22 protein-coding genes are annotated in these 19,660 nt (G+C 38.6%); 11 read left to right on the top strand and 11 right to left on the bottom strand.

All coding sequences use genetic code 11. The features are described from left to right. From nhaA to GQO80_RS02700, 3 genes are all read left to right on the top strand, one after another. Complete coding sequence (gene nhaA / locus GQO80_RS02690; protein ID WP_157206749.1) at positions 1-1,305, top strand: Na+/H+ antiporter NhaA; 1,305 nt, start codon at positions 1-3, stop codon at positions 1,303-1,305. 16 nt (positions 1,306-1,321) lie between these two features. Beyond that, a complete protein-coding gene (locus tag GQO80_RS02695) occupies positions 1,322-1,594 on the top strand; it encodes a hypothetical protein (protein ID WP_157206751.1) in 273 nt (90 codons plus the stop codon). A 77-nt stretch (positions 1,595-1,671) separates the two neighbouring features. Then, complete coding sequence (locus GQO80_RS02700) at positions 1,672-2,169, top strand: mechanosensitive ion channel domain-containing protein (protein WP_157206753.1); 498 nt, start codon at positions 1,672-1,674, stop codon at positions 2,167-2,169. An 89-nt stretch (positions 2,170-2,258) separates the two neighbouring features. Here the strand turns inward: GQO80_RS02700 and aroC are convergent, their stop codons facing one another. Beyond that, complete coding sequence (gene aroC / locus GQO80_RS02705; RefSeq protein ID WP_157206755.1) at positions 2,259-3,320, bottom strand: chorismate synthase; 1,062 nt, start codon at positions 3,318-3,320, stop codon at positions 2,259-2,261. 301 nt (positions 3,321-3,621) lie between these two features. On the opposite strand from aroC, the gene GQO80_RS02710 reads away from it, so the two are divergent. Next, on the top strand, positions 3,622-4,113 hold the full coding sequence (locus tag GQO80_RS02710) for an outer membrane beta-barrel protein (protein ID WP_157206756.1): 492 nt from the start codon (positions 3,622-3,624) through the stop codon (positions 4,111-4,113). Between the two features lie 68 nt (positions 4,114-4,181). On the opposite strand, the gene GQO80_RS02715 is transcribed toward GQO80_RS02710, so the two are convergent. Further along, positions 4,182-4,838: a TrmH family RNA methyltransferase gene (locus GQO80_RS02715; protein WP_157206758.1), complete on the bottom strand. Its 657-nt coding sequence runs from the start codon at positions 4,836-4,838 to the stop codon at positions 4,182-4,184. Between the two features lie 126 nt (positions 4,839-4,964). On the opposite strand from GQO80_RS02715, the gene GQO80_RS02720 reads away from it, so the two are divergent. Then, the gene (locus GQO80_RS02720; protein WP_232333100.1) at positions 4,965-6,146 is read left to right on the top strand and encodes a hypothetical protein; all 1,182 of its coding nucleotides are present in this window, start codon (positions 4,965-4,967) and stop codon (positions 6,144-6,146) included. 9 nt (positions 6,147-6,155) lie between these two features. On the opposite strand, the gene GQO80_RS02725 is transcribed toward GQO80_RS02720, so the two are convergent. The 4 genes from GQO80_RS02725 to GQO80_RS15955 are packed head-to-tail and all read right to left on the bottom strand — an operon-like array spanning position 6,156 to position 8,687. Beyond that, positions 6,156-7,841: an RluA family pseudouridine synthase gene (locus GQO80_RS02725; RefSeq protein ID WP_157206760.1), complete on the bottom strand. Its 1,686-nt coding sequence runs from the start codon at positions 7,839-7,841 to the stop codon at positions 6,156-6,158. Between the two features lie 60 nt (positions 7,842-7,901). After that, positions 7,902-8,291 (bottom strand): gamma-glutamylcyclotransferase family protein, encoded by a 390-nt coding sequence (locus tag GQO80_RS02730; RefSeq protein WP_157206761.1) that lies wholly within the window; start codon positions 8,289-8,291, stop codon positions 7,902-7,904. A gap of 7 nt (positions 8,292-8,298) precedes the next feature. Further along, positions 8,299-8,451, bottom strand: coding sequence for a monothiol bacilliredoxin BrxC family protein (locus GQO80_RS15950; protein ID WP_317163212.1), 153 nt, complete (start codon positions 8,449-8,451; stop codon positions 8,299-8,301). Then, positions 8,445-8,687 (bottom strand): monothiol bacilliredoxin BrxC family protein, encoded by a 243-nt coding sequence (locus GQO80_RS15955; protein WP_317163213.1) that lies wholly within the window; start codon positions 8,685-8,687, stop codon positions 8,445-8,447. The genes GQO80_RS15950 and GQO80_RS15955 overlap by 7 nt, the downstream gene beginning before the upstream one ends. A gap of 225 nt (positions 8,688-8,912) precedes the next feature. On the opposite strand from GQO80_RS15955, the gene clpB reads away from it, so the two are divergent. The 6 genes from clpB to deoD all read left to right on the top strand — a co-directional run bounded on the left by clpB (position 8,913) and on the right by deoD (position 14,987). After that, positions 8,913-11,519 (top strand): ATP-dependent chaperone ClpB, encoded by a 2,607-nt coding sequence (gene clpB, locus GQO80_RS02740; RefSeq protein WP_157206763.1) that lies wholly within the window; start codon positions 8,913-8,915, stop codon positions 11,517-11,519. A 221-nt stretch (positions 11,520-11,740) separates the two neighbouring features. After that, positions 11,741-12,148 carry a hypothetical protein gene (locus tag GQO80_RS02745; protein WP_157206765.1) on the top strand — a complete coding sequence of 136 codons (408 nt, stop codon included), beginning with the start codon at positions 11,741-11,743 and terminating at the stop codon, positions 12,146-12,148. A gap of 269 nt (positions 12,149-12,417) precedes the next feature. Then, positions 12,418-13,077: a deoxyribose-phosphate aldolase gene (deoC, locus tag GQO80_RS02750; protein WP_157206767.1), complete on the top strand. Its 660-nt coding sequence runs from the start codon at positions 12,418-12,420 to the stop codon at positions 13,075-13,077. 214 nt (positions 13,078-13,291) lie between these two features. Continuing rightward, positions 13,292-13,960 carry a deoxyribose-phosphate aldolase gene (gene deoC / locus GQO80_RS02755; protein ID WP_157206769.1) on the top strand — a complete coding sequence of 223 codons (669 nt, stop codon included), beginning with the start codon at positions 13,292-13,294 and terminating at the stop codon, positions 13,958-13,960. Between the two features lie 11 nt (positions 13,961-13,971). Beyond that, positions 13,972-14,163, top strand: a complete 192-nt coding sequence (locus GQO80_RS02760; RefSeq protein WP_157206771.1) for a hypothetical protein — start codon at positions 13,972-13,974, stop codon at positions 14,161-14,163. A 125-nt stretch (positions 14,164-14,288) separates the two neighbouring features. Continuing rightward, positions 14,289-14,987, top strand: coding sequence for a purine-nucleoside phosphorylase (gene deoD, locus GQO80_RS02765; RefSeq protein ID WP_157206773.1), 699 nt, complete (start codon positions 14,289-14,291; stop codon positions 14,985-14,987). Here deoD and GQO80_RS02770 read toward each other — a convergent pair. The 5 genes from GQO80_RS02770 to GQO80_RS02785 all read right to left on the bottom strand — a co-directional run bounded on the left by GQO80_RS02770 (position 14,973) and on the right by GQO80_RS02785 (position 19,268). After that, positions 14,973-15,860, bottom strand: coding sequence for a 5-oxoprolinase subunit C family protein (locus tag GQO80_RS02770; protein WP_232333101.1), 888 nt, complete (start codon positions 15,858-15,860; stop codon positions 14,973-14,975). The genes deoD and GQO80_RS02770 overlap by 15 nt on opposite strands. Beyond that, positions 15,817-16,548 carry a 5-oxoprolinase subunit PxpB gene (pxpB, locus tag GQO80_RS02775; protein ID WP_157206775.1) on the bottom strand — a complete coding sequence of 244 codons (732 nt, stop codon included), beginning with the start codon at positions 16,546-16,548 and terminating at the stop codon, positions 15,817-15,819. Before pxpB ends, GQO80_RS02770 begins: the two co-directional genes overlap by 44 nt. A 3-nt stretch (positions 16,549-16,551) precedes the next feature. After that, positions 16,552-17,292: a 5-oxoprolinase subunit PxpA gene (gene pxpA, locus GQO80_RS02780; protein ID WP_157206777.1), complete on the bottom strand. Its 741-nt coding sequence runs from the start codon at positions 17,290-17,292 to the stop codon at positions 16,552-16,554. 91 nt (positions 17,293-17,383) lie between these two features. Beyond that, on the bottom strand, positions 17,384-17,506 hold the full coding sequence (locus GQO80_RS15905) for a hypothetical protein (protein WP_262885553.1): 123 nt from the start codon (positions 17,504-17,506) through the stop codon (positions 17,384-17,386). Positions 17,507-17,732: 226 nt separating this feature from the next. Then, the gene (locus GQO80_RS02785; protein ID WP_157206779.1) at positions 17,733-19,268 is read right to left on the bottom strand and encodes a YifB family Mg chelatase-like AAA ATPase; all 1,536 of its coding nucleotides are present in this window, start codon (positions 19,266-19,268) and stop codon (positions 17,733-17,735) included. Between the last annotated feature and the right edge of the window lie 392 nt (positions 19,269-19,660).

A 19,660-nucleotide genomic window follows, 5' to 3' on the forward strand; every position in this document is an offset into this window, starting at 1 on the left:
ATGCTAAACAATAAAATTTTAACGCCTTTTCAAAAATTTACTAAAATTGAAAGCTTTAGCGGTATTTTATTGGTTTTGGCAACCATAATAGCCTTAATTTGGGCCAATTCACCCGTTTCTGATAGCTATTTTTCATTATGGAACAGCAAAATTGGTTTTGGTTTTGCCGGTTTTGAACTTTACAAACCGCTTCTGTTATGGATTAATGACCTGTTAATGGCCATTTTTTTCTTTGTGATTGGTCTTGAAATTAAGCGGGAACTTTTGGTGGGCGAACTAAATACCACCAAAAAAATGGTTTTCCCCTTGGTGGGTGCCTTGGGTGGTATGGCATTGCCCGTTATTTTGTTCATTTTCATTAACCAAAACCCCGAAACCGCAAAAGGTTGGGGCGTTCCTATGGCTACGGATATTGCCTTTGCATTGGCAATTTTAAAATTGCTTGGTAACAAAGTACCAATGGCCCTCAAAATATTCCTCACGGCATTTGCCATTATCGATGATATGGCCGCTGTTTTGATTATTGCCATTTTTTATAGTGGCAACCTACAAATAACCATGCTTTTATTGGCATTGGCATTTTTAGCTATGCTGTACTTGCTCTCGTACAAAGGCTTCTACTCAAAATTTTTGCTGGTTTTTGTGGGTGCCCTGGTTTGGTTTTTATTTTTAAAAAGTGGCATACATCCAACAATAGCGGGCGTTTTACTGGCTTTTTCCGTGCCTTTACAACAAAAAATAAACACAGCTACTTTTATATCTAGCCTAAATAACATTTCTGAAAAAATAAATAAAAGTTCAGAAAAGAAAAAATCGGTTCTTACTAAAAAACAAATTCAAGAAATAGATAATTTGGAAGATTGGACTTCAAAATACCAGTCGCCCTTGCAGCATTTGGAACATCGTTTGCACGATTGGGTGGCCTATTTCATCATACCTTTATTTGCTTTGGCCAATGCTGGCGTGGTGTTGAGTACGGATATTCAGCTCGATCAATCGCTAATAGTTACTATAATAATTTGTTTGGTTGCCGGAAACAGCATTGGTATAACCTCGTTAATATTTCTGGCAAAAAAAATGCGGTTAATTGAAATTCCAAAAGATATTAATAGGCGCCATATCATTGGGGTTTCCTTTATTGCCGGGGTTGGGTTTACCATGTCCATTTTCATTGCGAGTCTTGCTTTTGAAAACAAACCCGAATATCTTGATGCTGCCAAAATAGGCATACTCATTGGTTCCTTTGTATCGGGCTTGATTGGTTATATCGTCTTGTCGCGTACCTCAAAAATAAAAAACACGTAACTTAAAAAAATATAGTATGATGAAACATTTTAATCGCACATTCATAGCTGCTGGAGTTTCAATATTGGTTTTTACATCCTGTGAAAACGTAAGCAATAAGGTTGAGACCCAATTAAACAACCTTACAAACAAGGCCAACCAACTAGATTCTATAATCAATACCGAAATGGATAAGGTGATCAAGCTAGATTCGGTAATAAATTTAGAAGATTTGAAGGTAAAAAAACTCGACTCGCTAGTAAAGGAAACCTCGACAAAACTTGATTCTATTTGGAAAAAGCATAAATGATGACTATCTACTTCATCATTTAGAGTTAACGTTTCAATTTTTAACCATTTTTGATTTTGATTTATAAAAAATAAATTATGGATAGTACACACCTAAAAATAATTGAAACCATCACAGTTATTGTGGCATTTTTACTCACGCTTTTTGTAACTACCAAACTGGTAAACAAAACGGTATCAACTAATTTTCTTAGAAAAGCAAGAGGTAAAATCATAAAAAAAGTAATAAACATTATTAATCTTACGGCGTGTTTGATAATAATTTTGATTATTTGGGGCGTTGACCAATCGGAGTTAGCACTTTTTATAGGGTCTTTATTAACCGTATTAGGAATTGCGTTATTTGCCCAATGGTCTATTTTATCGAATATTACTTCAAGCATCATTATATTTTTCAACCACCCTGTTAAATTGGATGATACCATTACCATCATTGACAAAGATTACGAAACTGAAGGACGCGTAAGCGATATAGGGGTGTTCTTTATTATCCTTAAAACAAAAGAAGGTGAGCAAATAACCATACCCAGCAATATTTTTATTCAAAAAATGATTAAAAAGAAACCATCTGAATAAGGTTATATTTTAAAAAGCAGAAAAAAATTGACTATTATAAATCAGCCAGTTGCATCGATAAAAAAATTCCCGCTTTCGCAGGAATTGTATTAACTATACATTTTGTTTCGTAAATAAAAATCGGCGATAACCAATGCTGCCATGGCCTCCACTATGGGTACTGCGCGGGGCACAACGCAGGGGTCGTGTCGCCCTTTTCCGTGCATCACCACCACTTTACCTTCTTTATCGATGGTTTCGTATTCCTGTATAAGGGTTGCTACGGGTTTAAACGCCACATTAAAATAAATATCCATGCCATTACTGATGCCACCTTGCACGCCTCCAGAATTGTTGGTTTTAGTGCTTCCGTCGCGATTAAAGGCATCGTTATGTTCGCTGCCCAACATGGCGCATCCACCAAAACCACTACCATATTCAAAACCTTTTACCGCGTTTATCGATAACATGGCCTTGCCTAATTCTGCATGCAATTTATCAAAAACAGGTTCGCCCAAGCCAATAGGCACATTTTTAACAACACAGGTTACAATACCGCCAATGGTATCGCCCTTACTGCGCACTTCTTTAATGTAACTTTCCATTTTTGCTGCCATTTTAGCATCTGGACAGCGCACTATGTTCGACTCTATTTGTGTTAAATCTAAAGCGTTGTAGGGTTTGTCGAGTTTTAAATGGCCAACACCCGAAACGTATGCATAAAATTCGATGCCCGCAAGCATTTGCTTAGCCACAGCACCTGCAACTACACGACAAGCGGTTTCGCGCGCCGAACTTCTGCCACCACCACGGTAATCGCGAAAACCATATTTTTTATCATATACATAATCGGCATGACTGGGGCGGTAACTGTCTTTTATATGTGAGTAATCGTGCGATTTTTGATTGGTATTCTCAATCACGAAACCAATGGACGTGCCTGTTGTTTTGCCTTCAAAAATACCAGAATGGAATGTAACCACATCGGGTTCTTTACGCTGGGTAACAATGGCCGATTGCCCAGGTTTGCGTCGGTCCAGTTCATTTTGTATAGCTTCCAGATCGAGTTCAATTCCAGGTGGGCAACCATCAATAACACCACCTAAAGCAGGCCCGTGCGATTCGCCATACGTGGTTAAGGTAAACAGTTTTCCATAGGAATTTCCAGCCATAACGATATTTTTTGCTAAAGTAAATCTATTCTTAGAAATATGAAAATGAAAAAGAGGTTAACTTAAGTGTTGGATTTTGGGTTTTGGTTTTTGAGTTTTTGGCTTACAGCTTAAATAGACGTGCTTAGTTGCTGAATATGTGTCGATAACCAGAACATTTCACGAAAAAATGTATAAATGTTGCATCTTGCGCTATTAATAACAATTTTTGGCGTTATTTTTGCAAAACTAAAATTAGACCGTGTGATGGTCTTTTTTTTTAAAACAATCGTATATAACAATTAACAAAAACTTTAAATTTATGAAGAAACTACTTTTATTTTCAGTGGCAGTATTAGGCTTTACAGTGGCATCAAACGCACAAGACATTTCAGACAACGCTATTGGTTTGCGTTTAGGCGACAGCAATGGGGTTGGTGCAGAAATTTCGTATCAACACGCATTGGGTGGCGACAACCGATTGGAGCTGGATTTAGGATGGAGAGACGGTAAAGACTACAACGGTTTTAAACTTACAGGTTTATACCAGTGGGTTTTCCCTTTAGATGGTGCTTTTAACTGGTATGCTGGTGCTGGTGGTGGTATTGGCTCTTTTAGTTTTGATGTTCCGGGTGGTAAAGATGTTTCTGATACGTTTATTTTTGCTGCTGGCGATATAGGTATTGAATACAATTTTGATATTCCATTACAATTATCGTTGGATTTTAGACCAGAAATTGGATTTGGCGATAGTGATTTTGACAACAATGACTTGGATTTTGATATTGCTTTAGGTATTAGGTACCGTTTTTAAAATATCAAATAAACAAACGCCTTTATGGTGTAAAGCTCCCAAAAAGTATTTGCTGTTTGGGGGCTTTTTTATTGATTGGCATAATAATGTGCAACAACTTCATCATAACTTTTAATAGTTTTTTTTATCCAATCCAACCGTTTTTCGAGCATTTCAGTTTCCAATAATTGCCATGGTATGGTAGTTTGCTTCAATTTAGTAGTAACATATTGCAAAATAATGGCGGCACTAACCGAAATATTCAAACTTTCGGTAAAACCAACCATGGGAATTTTTAAAAACCCATCGGCATTTTTTAGCACTTCTTCCGAGAGCCCTTCAGTTTCGCTTCCAAAGAAAAAACAGGATTTTTTACTAACATCAAAATCAGCTAGCATACAGTCGTTGGCATGGGGCGTGGTCGCTATTAGTTGATACCCTTTTTGTTTTAAATGGGCAATACAATCGGTAGCCGATTGAAACCTGTTTAAATCGACCCACTTTTGTGCACCCATGGCTATTTCCCTATCGATACGTTTGGAATTGCGCGCTTCAATAATATTAACTTCCTGTAAACCAAATACATCACAACTTCGTATAACGGCACTTGTATTGTGCAATTGGTACACATCTTCAACAGCAACCGTAAAATGTTTGGTACGTTGCGCCAATACCTTGGCAAATTTTTCCTTTCTGGAATGGGTTAAAAAGCTTTCTAAATGCTCTAAAAGTTCTAAATCTATCATGTTTCAAAAATAGCAAAGATTTCCGTTTTTGGTGGAATTTTAAAAATTTCGGCCAATACTTCCCCTTTTTGGTTATTTTTGGCATCACTATTGAATTACAGCCCAAATAAACCAAACTAGAAACCCATGATGAAAACATTACTTTCACTACTTACATTCACTTTTTTAGTGTCGTGCAGCACCAGCAAACAAATTGAAAAATCGTTAAGTGCCGGCAATTACGACCAAGCCATTTATGATGCCATTGGAAAATTACAGACCAATAAGGACAAAAAAGGGAAAGCCGATTTTATTGCCATGCTTCAAGAAGCTTACAACAAAGCCAATGAGCGTGATTTAAACAGCATCAATTTTCTGAAAAAAGATAATAACCCCGAAAATTATTTGCGCATTTATGATTTGTATATGGGTTTAAACAAGCGTCAAGAACTTATAAAACCCTTGTTACCGTTAGCGATTAATGGTAAAACGTTAAAATTTGGGATGAACGATTATTCCAGTCAAATCATCACTTATAAAAATGATGCGTCGTTAAACCTGTACCAAAATGCTTCGGGACTTTTAAAATCGAAGAATAAGATGGATTTCCGGCAGGCGTTCAGCATTTTCCAAGACATTGAAGCCATAAACCCAAACTACAAAGATGTGCGCAATTTAATGGAAATAGCACACCACAAAGGCACCGATTTTGTTTTGGTTGACATGATTAACGATACCCGAAAAGTAATCCCTACCCGATTGGAAGATGATTTACTTAACTTTAGTACCTACGGCCTCAATAATTTATGGACTGTTTACCACAATAACCCTGTTGAAAAAACAGCCTACGATTACAATATGCGCGTGAACCTGCGAGATATAAACATATCGCCCGAGCAAATTAAGGAGCGCCAAATAATTAAAGAAAAACAAATTGTTGATGGCAAACAAGATTTATTGGATGCCAATGGCAATAAAGTGAAAGACAGCCTGGGCAAAGTAATACAGGTTGATAAATTAATAACAATACGTTGCGAATATTACGAAAGCACCCAGTATAAATCGGCTCAAGTAGCTGGCAACGTGGAATATATAGATACAAAAAACAAGCAATTGGTTGATGCGTTTCCCATAAGTAGCGAGTTTGTATTTCAACATGTTTTTGCCACTTCCCGAGGTGATAGACGTGCTTTGGAAACCACTTTGCTCCCATTTTTAAATAATCAGCGCGTTCCTTTTCCAAGCGAGGAACAGATGATTTACGACACAGTTGAAGACTTAAAGATGCAATTGAAAAAGATTATAAACGCTTACAACCCAAGAAAATAAAAAACCCCATCAAAAAGGCGCATTGCATGTAACCGATAAAACTTTTTTTGTGATGGGATGCGTAAATTCAAGACCTTCCGCATGCAAATACAATCGGTTGGTTTTGGTGCCATACAAATCATCGCCAACAATAGGCGTTTTTAAACCTTCGCTATGGGCAGCATGCACCCGCAATTGGTGCGTGCGCCCTGTAACAGGAAAAAAATGGATACGCGTTTTACCGTTTTCTATGCCGATAACTTTGTAATGCGTTACAGCAGGTTTCCCATAATTATAGCATACCAATTGCTGCGGACGGTTATCTAAATCAACGCGCAACGGTAGGTTTATGGTGCCCTCGGAAAATGGCAGCACGCCATCCAACAAAGCAACATACCGTTTTTTAATGCTACGTTCTATAAACTGCTTTTGTAACTGCTTGTGGATGCGTTCTGTTTTGGCAAGGAGCAACAAGCCCGATGTGGACATATCCAAGCGATGCACTAATAAAGGGCCGGTTGCATTTGGTAAATACTGCCTCATTTTAGTCAAAACCGATTCTGAAATGGTTTTACCGGGCACCGATAAAAATTCGTTGGGCTTATTTAACAATAACAAATAGGCATCTTCAAAAACAATTTCTAAATCATTCGGGTGGCTTGTGGCTTGTAGCATGGGGTTATCATCAACCTTCAACCCCTGCATCATGTGCGCTAAAATGGGTTCGCACTTGCTACGGCACGAGGGGTAATACTGCTGGTGTTTGCGCACTTCCGATTTTGGCGAGGCACCCCACCAAAATTCGGCCATACAAAGGGGCTGTAACTTGTTTTCATACGCATATTGAAACAACTTGGGTGCTGCACATTCTCCCGATCCTGCCGGTGGAACAGGCGTTGCTGTATCTTTAAAAATGGCGAGCAAATCTTTGGTTTGGCCTTTGCTATTTAAAAACTGATAGTGTTCGTGAAGACGCTTTTGAAGTGATGCCGACAAAGCAGCGCGCTCCTGTTTTAATTGCTGAATAGGAAGCTTCAAATTGTTTAAAATCGTTTCAGCATCGTGTAACTGCGCTTCCCCGTGTAATTTTAAATGTTTTAAGCGTATTTGATAATGAATGCTTTGTTTACTTAAACGTTCTAAAAATACGGCATAAGCATCGGGGGATAATTTAAGTTTTTCGGTGGCACGCTGGTTATTTCGGTGGTGCTTTGCCGCTTTAATTTCAGCTTTAAGTGCGTTTAATGCCGCTTCATATTCAACCTTCTTATCTATTACATTTTGCTTCGCTTGCCGATATATTAACGCATTTTCCAACGTTTCAATGCCATCATTCAAAACATTCAATTGGGCCTCCCCTTTTTTATAAAAACCTGCCGAGTTTAAGGTGTTATAAACCGTTGGCACAAACCCTTTTATATAATTGCTGTCGGCCAGTTTTCCTGAAAAGGCTGCCAAATAGCCTAATGTTCCTTGGGGGCTTTTAACCACCATAACACCAAACATTTTTCCAATGGGAGCAGCTTTTTCTTGTTCATTTAAACCGAAATTATGAACAAAATCGGTTTGGTGCTTTAAATACGTTTGCAAATCTTCTGCAGCCAAAATGCTTAACGGATGCGGTTCGTAATAAAAAGGAAAGGTGAATTTTTCGGGCAAGCTATTGCCCAAAGCAATGTTTAATGGATGAAACAAAGATGATGAAAAACGGTGCATAGCTATTTAAGAACGCTGCAAAGAAACGAATTTTTAAATGGCAAAAACAACTCTGGTAGGCTAGTTTGATTGTTTTAAATAGTTGCCCGAAACAATCTGCTTTAAATGGGCCGTGGGATGATTAAAAATATAAGCCCAGGTTTTTACGGTATTGCCGCTATGCAAATGTGCTTCAATTAATAAACGGTTATACAGGCCGTCTGCCACACCCTCGTAAGCATCCAAAACTTCAAATGTTTTATGGATGTCGTTTATTTTATATAGACTTCCATGTACTTTTTCGCTTTCATGGGTGCTTAAAATGGCTCCCGGAAATTTATCAACTTCAAATAATTTACCTAAAAAGTAGCCTTTGGCAACAAAAACAGCTTGCTTTTCTAAAAAACGGGACATGGCACTATTAAAATCCTGTAAAAGCGTACCATAAACGAATAAATAAGTAGAATCCATAAAGGTACTATACAAACAAACTTAGGTTCATGTTGTTGATGGCACCATGCGATTGGTGTGCTACTACTACCCCATTTTTAATAACCAATACTTGGGGCGACTCGTTCATGACCTGGAATTTGGCAGCAATTTCATTGGAAATATCACGATAATTTAACAAATCCAAATAATAGAGATCAAGGTCGTTTTATCTAAATCATAGGCTTCCTCAAATTGGTTTTTAACCATTCTGCTAATACCACAACGTGTGGAATGTTTGAATATTATTTGGGTTTTGGTTTTAGATTGTGCTTCAATATCTCTTAATTGTTGCGACGTAGTTAACGTTATCCAGGGTAGTGTTTTTTCCTCTTTTGGTTCGGATGTACTGTTAAATAGCTTGTTAAATAATCCCATATTTTGTAAATTTTACTTTTCTAAATCTTTTTCAAAGAAAGTCATAATTATCCATAAGTCGAGAAAAAATTGAAAATCTTACAACCTGCCCAATTGTCGTTTATTTATGGGATTTGACTGACATTTTGTCCTTAACAGCGGCTTGGTAAGATAATTGACCACAGAACTGTAAAGTTAAACAATAACAAATTTCTGCCTATGCAGGAATGAAAAACCATAAAAACCATGAACTTAAACAATTATACCATAAAATCGCAGGAAGCCATACAGCAAGCACAGCAAATAACGCAAACGTATGGACAACAACAAATTGAAAACGAACATCTATTTAAAGGAATTTTTGAAGTGGATGAAAACGTATTGCCATTCATTTTGAAAAAATTGAATGTTAATATTCCAGTGCTCCAACAAGCTTTGGATAAACAAATTGAAAGCTTTCCCAAAGTAACCGGTGGCGAGCTTACCCTATCGCGTGAAGCCGGTAAAACCCTTAACGAAGCTGCCATTATCGCCAAAAAAATGAATGACGAATACGTGTCTATTGAGCATCTTATATTGGGCATTTTTAAGTCGAACAGCAAAATAGCACAAATGCTAAAAGATCAAGGTGTTACCGAAAAGGCACTTACTGCCAGCATCAACGAATTGCGCCAGGGCGAACGCGTTACTTCCCAAAGTCAGGAAGACACTTATAATTCACTAAATAAATACGCCAAAAACCTAAACCAACTGGCAAAGGATGGCAAGTTGGACCCCGTGATTGGTCGCGATGAAGAAATTAGGCGAATCCTTCAAATTTTATCGCGAAGAACCAAGAACAACCCCATTTTAGTTGGCGAACCCGGAACGGGTAAAACAGCCATTGCCGAAGGTTTGGCGCATCGTATTATAGATGGCGATATTCCGGAAAACCTAAAAAACAAACAAATTTTCGCCCTAGACATGGGCGCTTTAATTGCCGGCGCAAAATACAAGGGCGAGTTTGAGGAACGTTTGAAGGCGGTTATTAAAGAAGTAACATCCAGCGAAGGCGACATCGTCTTGTTTATTGATGAAATACACACCCTTGTTGGTGCTGGTGGCGGCCAAGGCGCTATGGATGCCGCCAATATTTTAAAGCCAGCTTTGGCACGTGGCGAATTGCGCGCCATTGGGGCCACCACCTTGGACGAATACCAAAAGTATTTTGAGAAAGATAAAGCCTTAGAGCGTCGTTTCCAAAAAGTTATGGTGGAAGAACCCGATACCGAAAGCGCCATTTCCATTTTACGAGGTATTAAGGAAAAATACGAAACCCACCATAAAGTGCGTATTAAAGACGAGGCCATTATTGGAGCTGTTGAATTATCGCAACGCTACATAACCAACCGTTTTTTACCCGATAAGGCCATCGATTTGATGGATGAAGCAGCCTCTAAACTGCGTATGGAAATCAACTCAAAACCAGAAGAATTGGATGTTCTGGACCGAAAAGTAATGCAACTTGAAATTGAAATTGAAGCCATTAAACGCGAGAAAGACGAAAACAAACTTAAAACCTTGCGCTCCGATCTCGCAAATTTAAAGGAACAACGAAACGACCTAAATGCAAAATGGAAAAGTGAAAAAGAGGTGGTTGAGAACATCCAAAATACCTTACAGGCCATTGAAAATTTTAAACTGGAGGCCGAACGTGCCGAACGCGATGGCGATTATGGCAAAGTAGCCGAATTGCGCTACGGAAAAATTAAGGAAGCCCAAGAACAATTGGAGGTTTTTCAAAAACAGTTGGATGCCCAATCTGAAACGTCCATGATAAAAGAAGAGGTTACTTATGATGACATTGCCGAAGTGGTGGCAAAATGGACCGGTATCCCTGTTACCAAAATGCTTCAAAGCGAACGCGAAAAACTATTGAAACTGGAAGATGAACTACACAAGCGCGTGGTAGGGCAAGAAGAAGCCATTGCTGCAGTTAGTGATGCTGTTCGCCGTAGTCGTGCCGGATTACAAAACCCCAAAAAACCAATTGGTACCTTCCTGTTTTTAGGAACAACGGGCGTTGGTAAAACAGAATTGGCAAAAGCCTTGGCAGAATATTTATTTGATGATGAAAACGCCATGACCCGCATCGATATGAGCGAATACCAAGAGCGCCATGCGGTAAGCAGGTTGGTGGGCGCACCTCCAGGTTATGTGGGCTATGATGAAGGCGGGCAACTTACCGAAGCCGTTCGTAGAAAACCCTATTCTGTGGTGCTCCTAGATGAAATTGAAAAGGCGCATCCAGACACCTTTAATATTTTATTGCAGGTTTTGGATGAAGGCCATTTAACCGATAACAAAGGAAGGGTAGCCGATTTTAAAAACACCATTATTATCATGACTTCAAACATAGGAAGCCATATAATCCAAGACCGTTTTGAAGCAACAAAAGACATAGATTCGGCCATTGAGGTAGCAAAAATTGAGGTGCTCGCCCTTTTAAAACAAAGTGTACGCCCCGAGTTTTTAAACCGTATTGACGATACTATTATGTTTACCCCTTTAAGCAAAAAAGACATTAAGGCCATTGTAGGCTTGCAGCTTAAAAACGTTACGAAAATGATTGCCCAACAAGGCATCACTTTTGATGCGACACAAGAAGCCATAGCTTATTTATCCGATAAGGGGTATCAACCGGAATATGGTGCGCGACCCATAAAACGGGTCATTCAAAAAGAGGTGTTAAACGAACTGAGCAAGGAACTATTGGCAGGCAAAATAACCACCGATAGTATTATTTTATTGGATGCCTTTGATGATAAATTAGTGTTTAGAAATCAGAATAATTTGGTTTCAAAAGACATATAACAACCGAAGCTGCCCAAATATTTATCAGTTTCTCGATTTACCATTTTTAAAAAGCAACATTTGTTTATGTAAACAATGTTGCTTTTTTTGTTGATTTTTGCTATATTAGAGGGTTCCCCATGCCAATCTAAACAAGTTTTTATTTTTAAGCGAATGTGGTTTTTAATCACTTAACCGCGTTTTGAAAACCAGCAATAAGCAACAATTAAATTGAAGAAGCCATGGGCATTATTACCTATTTGAATGAAAAAGATTCTGAATTATTCATTTTCCCTAATTTCATTATCAACCAAGTTAAGGAAGGTGTGCTGGTGGAATCGCACCATAACGATATATTGAACACTATCATTCACCGCTATTTTAGAAACAGGGAAATGGTATATATCTCCAACCGCGTTAATTCCTATACGGTAAACCCATTAATTTACAATGAAACCGAAAAAATACCAAACCTCATTGCTATTGCCATGATACCAGAAACGGACACCATGCGCAAAAATGCAGAATATGAAAGAACCTTTTTTGATAAACCTTACGAAATTTTTGAAACATTGGGTGAAGCCATTTTTTGGGCGCATCAACTGGTTGCAGAGTATCGTTCGCAAATTAGCAGCCAACCTTCTGTTTAAAAAACGTATTCAGCAATTAAAAGAAGAAAAAACGTTCTGTTTTACAGCATCGCAATAAAAATTTACCATGACAATATTTTGAATGTTAAACAGTTAATAACCTCGTTCATAAAATTTATTCTATTATCGACAAATGGTCTTATTATATCGATTAAAACACTTAAATTTGTGCCCTTGTAAGTCCCCAAAACCATACAAAAAAAATAATAGCAAAAAGATTAATTTATCTTGTTAACAACTTAACAAGCCCCTAAAACCTACTTAAAATAATGGATATATCGAGCTATATTGATTATACGCTTTTAAAATCAACCTCAACCGAACGCGAAATTATTGACTTATGCCGTGAAGCAAAACGACATAATTTCTATGCCGTTTGCATCAATTCTGCCTATGTAGCCTTGGCGAAACAATTATTAACCAACTCCAATGTAAAAATATGTACCGTTGTTGGTTTTCCATTGGGTGCCATGTCCACCGCCGCAAAAGTTTATGAAGCGAAACAGGCCATTGATGATGGTGCCGATGAAATTGAAATGGTAATGAACTTAGGCTTCCTTAAAAGCAAAAATTATGTGTCGGTTCTAAAAGACATCATCGACGTACGATTAACCACAAAAAAAACACCTTTGAAAGTGATTTTGGAAATTTCAGAATTGAATAAAAACGAAATTATAAAAGCCTGTGAAATTTGCTTGGATGCCCAAATTGACTACATTAAAACCTCCAGTGGCTTCTCAAAAAGCGGCGCTACGCTTACCGCAACAAAAATCATTAAAAAAACCGTGAGGGATGCCGTTAAAATTCAAGTTGCTGGCGACATTAAAGACATGGAAACCAGCATTAAATTTGTGGAAGCGGGTGTGCACCGTGTGGGTTTATCGGCTGTTGCCAAAACACCGCCCAGAGCGGTTCGCATTGTAAGCTAACAACATATAGCTCAACAAACAAACAAACAAACCAAAATTGGCGTAAAAAACAAACCTTCAAAATGGATATGGCCAAAAAGGGAAATCCTTAAAATCGTTGCATATCTTCAGGCAAAAATCCAATAATTCCATAATTGTTTAATATCTTTGGAAAACATCCTTATAGAACAAAATAAGGATGTTTTTCTAAATATATCACCTCAAAAAACAAAGCATGAGGCATTTAAACACTTATATAGACCACACGATTTTAAAGGCATCGGCCACAAAAAACGACATCATCCAACTGTGCGAAGAAGCCAAAAAATACCAATTTTTTTCGGTTTGCGTAAATAGTTGCTACGCTAAGTTCGCTAAAGAACAACTTAAAAACAGCAACGTAAAAGTATGTTGCGTGGTTGGATTTCCGTTGGGCGCTATGAGCACCAAAGCAAAAGTAGCAGAAACAGAACAGGCCTTAAAGGATGGTGCCGATGAAATTGATATGGTACTAAACCTAGGATTTTTAAAAAGCAAGGATTTTAATGCCGTTGGGAAAGATATTGAAGCCGTTAAAAACTGCATGCCCCACAATACCTTAAAAGTTATTTTGGAAACCTGCTATTTAGATGAAATTGAAATAATAAAGGCCAGTGAATTAGCCATACAAAGTGGTGCCGATTTTATAAAAACCTCCACAGGTTTTGGCACAGGTGGCGCAACCGTTCACGATGTAAAACTAATGGCATCTGTTGCAAAAGGCCATGCAAAAGTTAAGGCTTCGGGCGGTATTAAAGATTATAAAACGGCTTTGGAATATGTAAATCTAGGTGCCGAACGCTTGGGCACATCTTCAGGTATTGCGATTGTAACAGGTGAAACTTCCGAAGAAAAAAATTATTGAAACGACAAAATATGAGCGAATTAAAATTTCATTCATTAGGTGAACATGAGCATTTAGAATCTTTAAAGAAAAAATATGATTCCTTAAGAAGAAAGACTGCCGAAAACAAAAAATTATCTTTGGATGAAAAGAATACGGCAATGCAAAATTTAATGAAGTCTTTTGAAGAAGAAAAAAGAAATTCCAAAAACAACCTTTACTAAAACTAAACTAAAAAATATAGAAATTTCTTCAGGTATTGCGATTGTAATAGGTGAAACTTCCGAAGAAAAAAATTATTGAAAACTTTCAACTTTTAATATCTAACTTCTAACTTTTAACTTAAAAAATGAGTGTTCATATAGAAGCCCAAAAAGGCGACATTGCAGAAACAATTTTATTACCGGGCGACCCTTTGCGCGCCAAATGGATTGCCGAAACTTTTTTTGAAAACCCCGTTTGCTTTAACAAAATACGCGGCATGTACGGTTTTACGGGCACGTACCAAGGCAAACGCGTTTCGGTTATGGGAACCGGCATGGGCGTGCCTTCCATCTCCATTTATGCGCACGAACTTATTACCGAATACGGTGTAAAAAACCTAATTCGGGTAGGTAGTGCCGGCTCCTACCAAGAGCACATCAAACTTAGGGACATTGTATTGGCCATGGCAGCTTCGTCAAATTCCGGCGTTAATGAAATTCGGTTTGGTGGTGCCGATTATGCGCCAACTGCCAATTTTGAACTTTTCCAAAAAGCGGTTGAAGCAGCAAAAAACAAGAATATCCCCATTAAGGCGGGCAATGTTTTTACATCGGATGAGTTTTATGCAGACGATTTTGAATCGTACAAAAAGTGGTCGAAATTTGGGGTTTTATGCGTTGAAATGGAATCGGCAGGACTTTATACCGTAGCGGCAAAGCACAACGTTAATGCGCTGTCTATTTTAACCATTTCCGACTCGTTGGTTACCGGCGAGCGCACCTCCAGCAAAGACCGAGAAACCACCTTTAAGGGTATGGTAGAGATTGCTTTAGAACTCGCTTAAAGTAAAATGGATAGGTTCTCCGGTAAATTTTTGCGACAAGGTATTTATCGAAGCATCGGCAAGCTGTAAAACCCGCGGATAACCGCCCGTTGTTTGGCAATCACGCATCAAAACAATTAAAGTGCCAGATGGCGTTAATTGCACCGTTCCCGGAAGTACCGCTGAAGTTATGATGGGTTTTAATTGGTTCTCCATAACCCCTTCCAGTTGATAGGCCATCCTGTTGTGTTCTTTTGAAATGACAAATTGGTTTTTTAGCAGAAATTCTTGTTGTGACTTAGATAAATAATCAAACTCTGGCCCTTTAAAAACATTGAGATTACTGGTGTTAATATAATCAATTTTAACTTTAACATAAGCGCTTTTAGTTATTGAAAATGAGTTATTTATACCAATTTCTAAAGTTTGGTTTTTAGATATGAAAAAAACATCTGTTATTCCTTTACACATGCTTTGACTATGCATCAGGCCCTGAGTTTTAAAACCGCCCAAAACCGCTAAATAGCATCGAAATCCGGTGATGCACTTTCCAAAAGACAGCACATCGCCCTTGTTTATTTTTACGGCTTTATATAACGGAAGCGACTTCTCGTTTCTATGTGGCAACATATCCGCGCCCGCAATGCTGATTACGGTATCACAATCAAATCGCAGTGTAGCTCCCGTCATGGTCATTTCTAGCACTGCTGCATCCACCTTATTTCCTAAGATACTATTTGCAAATCCCGCAGCATAACGATCCATGACGCCCGAATAAGGCACGCCATAGCGTTGGAACCCAAACCGTCCAAAATCTTGAATGGTAGTATAAAACCCTGCTTTTAAAACCTCAACCATGCCACACCTCACTTTCCAATTGATAAACCCCGGCATCAACCAACATTTTAATATCCTTATGCTTTGAAATTGAAATGGGCACAAATTTGATTCTATCTAAGGGTTTTGCGAAACAGGGTATGTCCTGTTTTGGATTAAAGAAGTTGATGGGCGCGTTTCCAATAACATGCCATCCTCCCGGACTAACCATGGGGTAAACCCCTGTTTGGTTGCCGCCAATGGCCACAGCCCCTTTTTCTATTTGTAACCGTGGTGTTGCCTTTCGGGGCGTAAAAAGTGCTTCGTCCAAACCGCCCAAGTACAAGAAACCGGGTAAAAAACCAATAAAATAAACGGTATAAATAGCTTCGGAATGGCGCGCAATAACCGCGTCTGTTGACAGCTTTTTTTCTTTTGAAATCGTTTCCAAATCAACTCCAAATACAGCATCGTAACATACCGGTATTTTCCATAACGTTGACACTATGTCAGGTTTGGATTTGGTAGAATGACGGCAACTTTCCAATCGTTTCACTTCATTTTCATAATTCCTACAAAATGATGTATAAATAATTAATAATGAGTTATATGCTAGTTTTATTTCAACAATAGATTCAATGTTTTTACTTTCAACAGATGCCTTATAACGTAAGATATCCTTCAGAATAATTTCATCAATAGTAGCTGGCCATTCAACCAAAATAGCTCGTTCTCCAAAACGTTTATAGGTTACATTAAATGTCATTAATTATTGAATTTTTATACCTCTTGCCTCTAATTCCTGACGGAGTTTTTTTATCAAGGTTACAGCATGTATGTTATCACCGTGCACACAAAAGGTTTCTGCCTTTATATCAAGTTCCTTTCCGCTTAAGGTTTTTACTTTTCGGAAATGGATCATACGGAACACATGTTCAAAAAGCACATCCGAATCATGGATTAAGGCGTCCTCTTTATTTCTGGAAACCAAGGTTAAGTCGTCGTTATAATTTCTATCTGCAAACGCTTCATAAGTTATTGGAATGTTGTTTTGCAGTGCCACCGTTTCAATAACCGATTTATAGGGCACATACAGTTTAACGGGCAGCGCCATACTTTTCATAACCTCAACAATGGTGGTTGCTATTTTAAAGTTTGTTGCCGCCATATTGTACAGGGCACCGTGAGGCTTAACGTGGTGAAGCAGGACATTTTCTTCATATAAAATAGTGCTTAAATCGCTAATTTGATTTTTTATGGAGGCATACAACGCCACACAGGAGAGTTCCATGGGTTTTCTGCCAAAATTCTCAACATCTGGAAACGAAGGATGCGCCCCTATTTTAACACGGTATTGCTTCGCTAAACGAGCCACTTTTCGCATGGTTTTTAGGCTGCCCGCATGACCGCCACATGCAATATTGCACGACGATACATACGGAATGAGCTGCGACTCGTTACCTATGCCCTCGCCTACGTCGGCATTTATGTCTATGGTTTGATGTTGCACAAGTTCAGTTTTACATTATTTTGGGGTTGCGTTTAGGGCATAAATTGCAAAGTTCACTGTAAGAGCAATTGGGCCAGTTTATTGGCCTGTTCTAAGTTAAAACCGGCTTAATTTCATGTTGCAATTGAGCTGCGGATGGTATATCCACTTGCTTTTTAGCCTCATTACAACCAAAAACAAAAAGCGACAACACAAAAATTAGTGGTTTTTTCATTTTATAAATTTAGAATTAAATCTTTTAATGAAAAAGGAATTTAAGGAAATTGGATGTTGCTGAAGGTTTTGAGGTTTTAGGATGTTTGTTCTAACGATTTAGGTTACGCATGAAAAACCAACCTCCCAGTTTATAGCTTTTAGGATTGATTCTAAATGATAAACCTTTTGTTTTGCTATAATTAGATTTCTTCCTGCCCTGAAAGTTATCGATATTGGCAGAAATTTTAACCTAACCAACCATCCCTATCCAAACTTCGGTATTGAATTGCTTCACTTATATGCGCCCCGTTTATGGCTTCAACACCTTCCAAATCGGCAATGGTTCTCGATACCTTTAAAATCCTATCATAGGCACGTGCCGAAAGGTTTAAACGTTCCATGGCGGTTTTTAGGAGTTGTTTGGAAGGCTCGTCGAGAACACAGTGTTTTCTAATCTGTTTGGTGTTCATTTGCGCATTGTAATGCACCTTTTCAGAATCGGCAAAACGCTGGGTTTGAATATTTCTAGCCGCCATTACACGTTGTCTGATTTCTACGGAAGTTTCACTTTTACGGTCATCCGAAAGTTTTTCAAAGGGCACGGGCGTAACTTCAATATGAATATCAATCCTATCCAACAAAGGCCCTGAAATTTTACTTAAATACCGCTGCATTTCGGCAGGACTGGACGTTACGGGCGCATTGGGGTCGTTAAAATAACCACCTGGACTGGGGTTCATGCTTGCCACCAACATAAAACTGCTGGGATAGGTTACCGTGAATTTGGCCCTTGAAATAGTGACTTCCCTATCCTCCAAAGGTTGGCGCATCACTTCCAAAACCTCGCGTTTAAATTCGGGAAGCTCATCTAAAAACAGCACGCCGTTGTGGGACAAGGATATTTCACCGGGTTGCGGGTAACTACCACCGCCCACCAAGGCGACGTTTGAAATGGTGTGGTGCGGACTTCTAAAAGGGCGTTGTGCCATCAACCCGGTTTCCTTAACCCTGCCCACTACCGAATGGATTTTCGTGGTTTCTAAGGCTTCGTGAAGCGTCATGGGCGGTAAAATACTGGGCAAACGTTTTGCCAACATGGTTTTTCCGGCACCGGGCGGCCCTATTAAAATGATGTTATGGCCACCGGCCGCGGCAATTTCCATGCAGCGTTTAATGCCTTCTTGACCTTTAACATCAGAAAAGTCGAACTCGGGGTAATTTAGGTTTTTTTCGAATTCCTCGCGGGTATTGATGATGGTTTGTTCGAGCGCTTCACCGCTATCAAAAAAATCAATGACTTGTTTGATGTTGTCGATACCGTAAATCTCTAAATTGTCAACAATCGCAGCCTCTTTCGCGTTTTGACTGGGCAGGATAAAGCCTTTAAACCCTTCCTCCCTAGCCTTTACCGCTATGGGCAACGCCCCCTTTATGGGCTGCAAGCTGCCATCGAGCGAGAGTTCGCCCATGATGACGTACTTTTCCAAATCATCCGATTTTATTTGATCGGTTGATGCTAAAATGCCAATGGCCAAGGTTAAATCGTAGGCAGAACCTTCTTTTCGTAAATCGGCGGGCGACATGTTGATTATGATTTTTTTACCCGGAATTCTATATCCGTTATTTTGTAGTGCGGCCGCAATACGGAAATTGCTTTCCTTTATAGCGTTATCGGGCAAACCTACCAAGTGGTAGCCTACACCCTTATCGGTATTCACTTCAACGGTTACCGTGGTGGCTTCCACACCAAAAACGGCACTTCCAAAAACTTTTTTAAGCATAGTATTTGTTTACTGCTTAAATGTAAGAAATGTATCTTTTAATTTTCAGTTTCCATTCAAAATTTTATTTGATGCTTTTTTATTTCTTCAATCCACATAGAATTTATATGAATACACTTAAAAAAAGAAGTTGGCAAAGAAATTAGAAAAGCTATTTCTTATTGCTGCTATTTATGCTAAAAGTACATTCCGGTAAAAAAAAAAAGAATGTTATTGATGTATTACCCGAAACGAAATGTAGTTACTGGATAAATTGAAAATAAGCCGATTGTAAGCTTCCCCAAAATTCGGCCATTTAAAAATAGAATTCGACAAGCGACGCAGGAGCGCGTTCAGTAAGAATTATTAAATTTAAATCCGAAAACTTATGAAGACAACCCATTTTACAGAAA

Origin of the sequence: Mariniflexile maritimum (genome assembly GCF_009746565.1) — a bacterium.
Classification (GTDB): Bacteria; Bacteroidota; Bacteroidia; order Flavobacteriales; family Flavobacteriaceae; genus Mariniflexile; species Mariniflexile maritimum.

Coding starts and splice junctions, on each gene's coding strand:
- nhaA (WP_157206749.1), top strand. CDS start 1: ATGCTAAACAATAAAATTTTAACGCCTTTTCAAAAATTTACTAAAATT.
- GQO80_RS02695 (WP_157206751.1), top strand. CDS start 1,322: ATGATGAAACATTTTAATCGCACATTCATAGCTGCTGGAGTTTCAATA.
- GQO80_RS02700 (WP_157206753.1), top strand. CDS start 1,672: ATGGATAGTACACACCTAAAAATAATTGAAACCATCACAGTTATTGTG.
- aroC (WP_157206755.1), bottom strand. CDS start 3,320: ATGGCTGGAAATTCCTATGGAAAACTGTTTACCTTAACCACGTATGGC.
- GQO80_RS02710 (WP_157206756.1), top strand. CDS start 3,622: ATGAAGAAACTACTTTTATTTTCAGTGGCAGTATTAGGCTTTACAGTG.
- GQO80_RS02715 (WP_157206758.1), bottom strand. CDS start 4,838: ATGATAGATTTAGAACTTTTAGAGCATTTAGAAAGCTTTTTAACCCAT.
- GQO80_RS02720 (WP_232333100.1), top strand. CDS start 4,965: ATGATGAAAACATTACTTTCACTACTTACATTCACTTTTTTAGTGTCG.
- GQO80_RS02725 (WP_157206760.1), bottom strand. CDS start 7,841: ATGCACCGTTTTTCATCATCTTTGTTTCATCCATTAAACATTGCTTTG.
- GQO80_RS02730 (WP_157206761.1), bottom strand. CDS start 8,291: ATGGATTCTACTTATTTATTCGTTTATGGTACGCTTTTACAGGATTTT.
- GQO80_RS15955 (WP_317163213.1), bottom strand. CDS start 8,687: ATGGGATTATTTAACAAGCTATTTAACAGTACATCCGAACCAAAAGAG.
- clpB (WP_157206763.1), top strand. CDS start 8,913: ATGAACTTAAACAATTATACCATAAAATCGCAGGAAGCCATACAGCAA.
- GQO80_RS02745 (WP_157206765.1), top strand. CDS start 11,741: ATGGGCATTATTACCTATTTGAATGAAAAAGATTCTGAATTATTCATT.
- deoC (WP_157206767.1), top strand. CDS start 12,418: ATGGATATATCGAGCTATATTGATTATACGCTTTTAAAATCAACCTCA.
- deoC (WP_157206769.1), top strand. CDS start 13,292: ATGAGGCATTTAAACACTTATATAGACCACACGATTTTAAAGGCATCG.
- GQO80_RS02760 (WP_157206771.1), top strand. CDS start 13,972: ATGAGCGAATTAAAATTTCATTCATTAGGTGAACATGAGCATTTAGAA.
- deoD (WP_157206773.1), top strand. CDS start 14,289: ATGAGTGTTCATATAGAAGCCCAAAAAGGCGACATTGCAGAAACAATT.
- GQO80_RS02770 (WP_232333101.1), bottom strand. CDS start 15,860: ATGCCGGGGTTTATCAATTGGAAAGTGAGGTGTGGCATGGTTGAGGTT.
- pxpB (WP_157206775.1), bottom strand. CDS start 16,548: ATGACATTTAATGTAACCTATAAACGTTTTGGAGAACGAGCTATTTTG.
- GQO80_RS15905 (WP_262885553.1), bottom strand. CDS start 17,506: ATGAAAAAACCACTAATTTTTGTGTTGTCGCTTTTTGTTTTTGGTTGT.
- GQO80_RS02785 (WP_157206779.1), bottom strand. CDS start 19,268: ATGCTTAAAAAAGTTTTTGGAAGTGCCGTTTTTGGTGTGGAAGCCACC.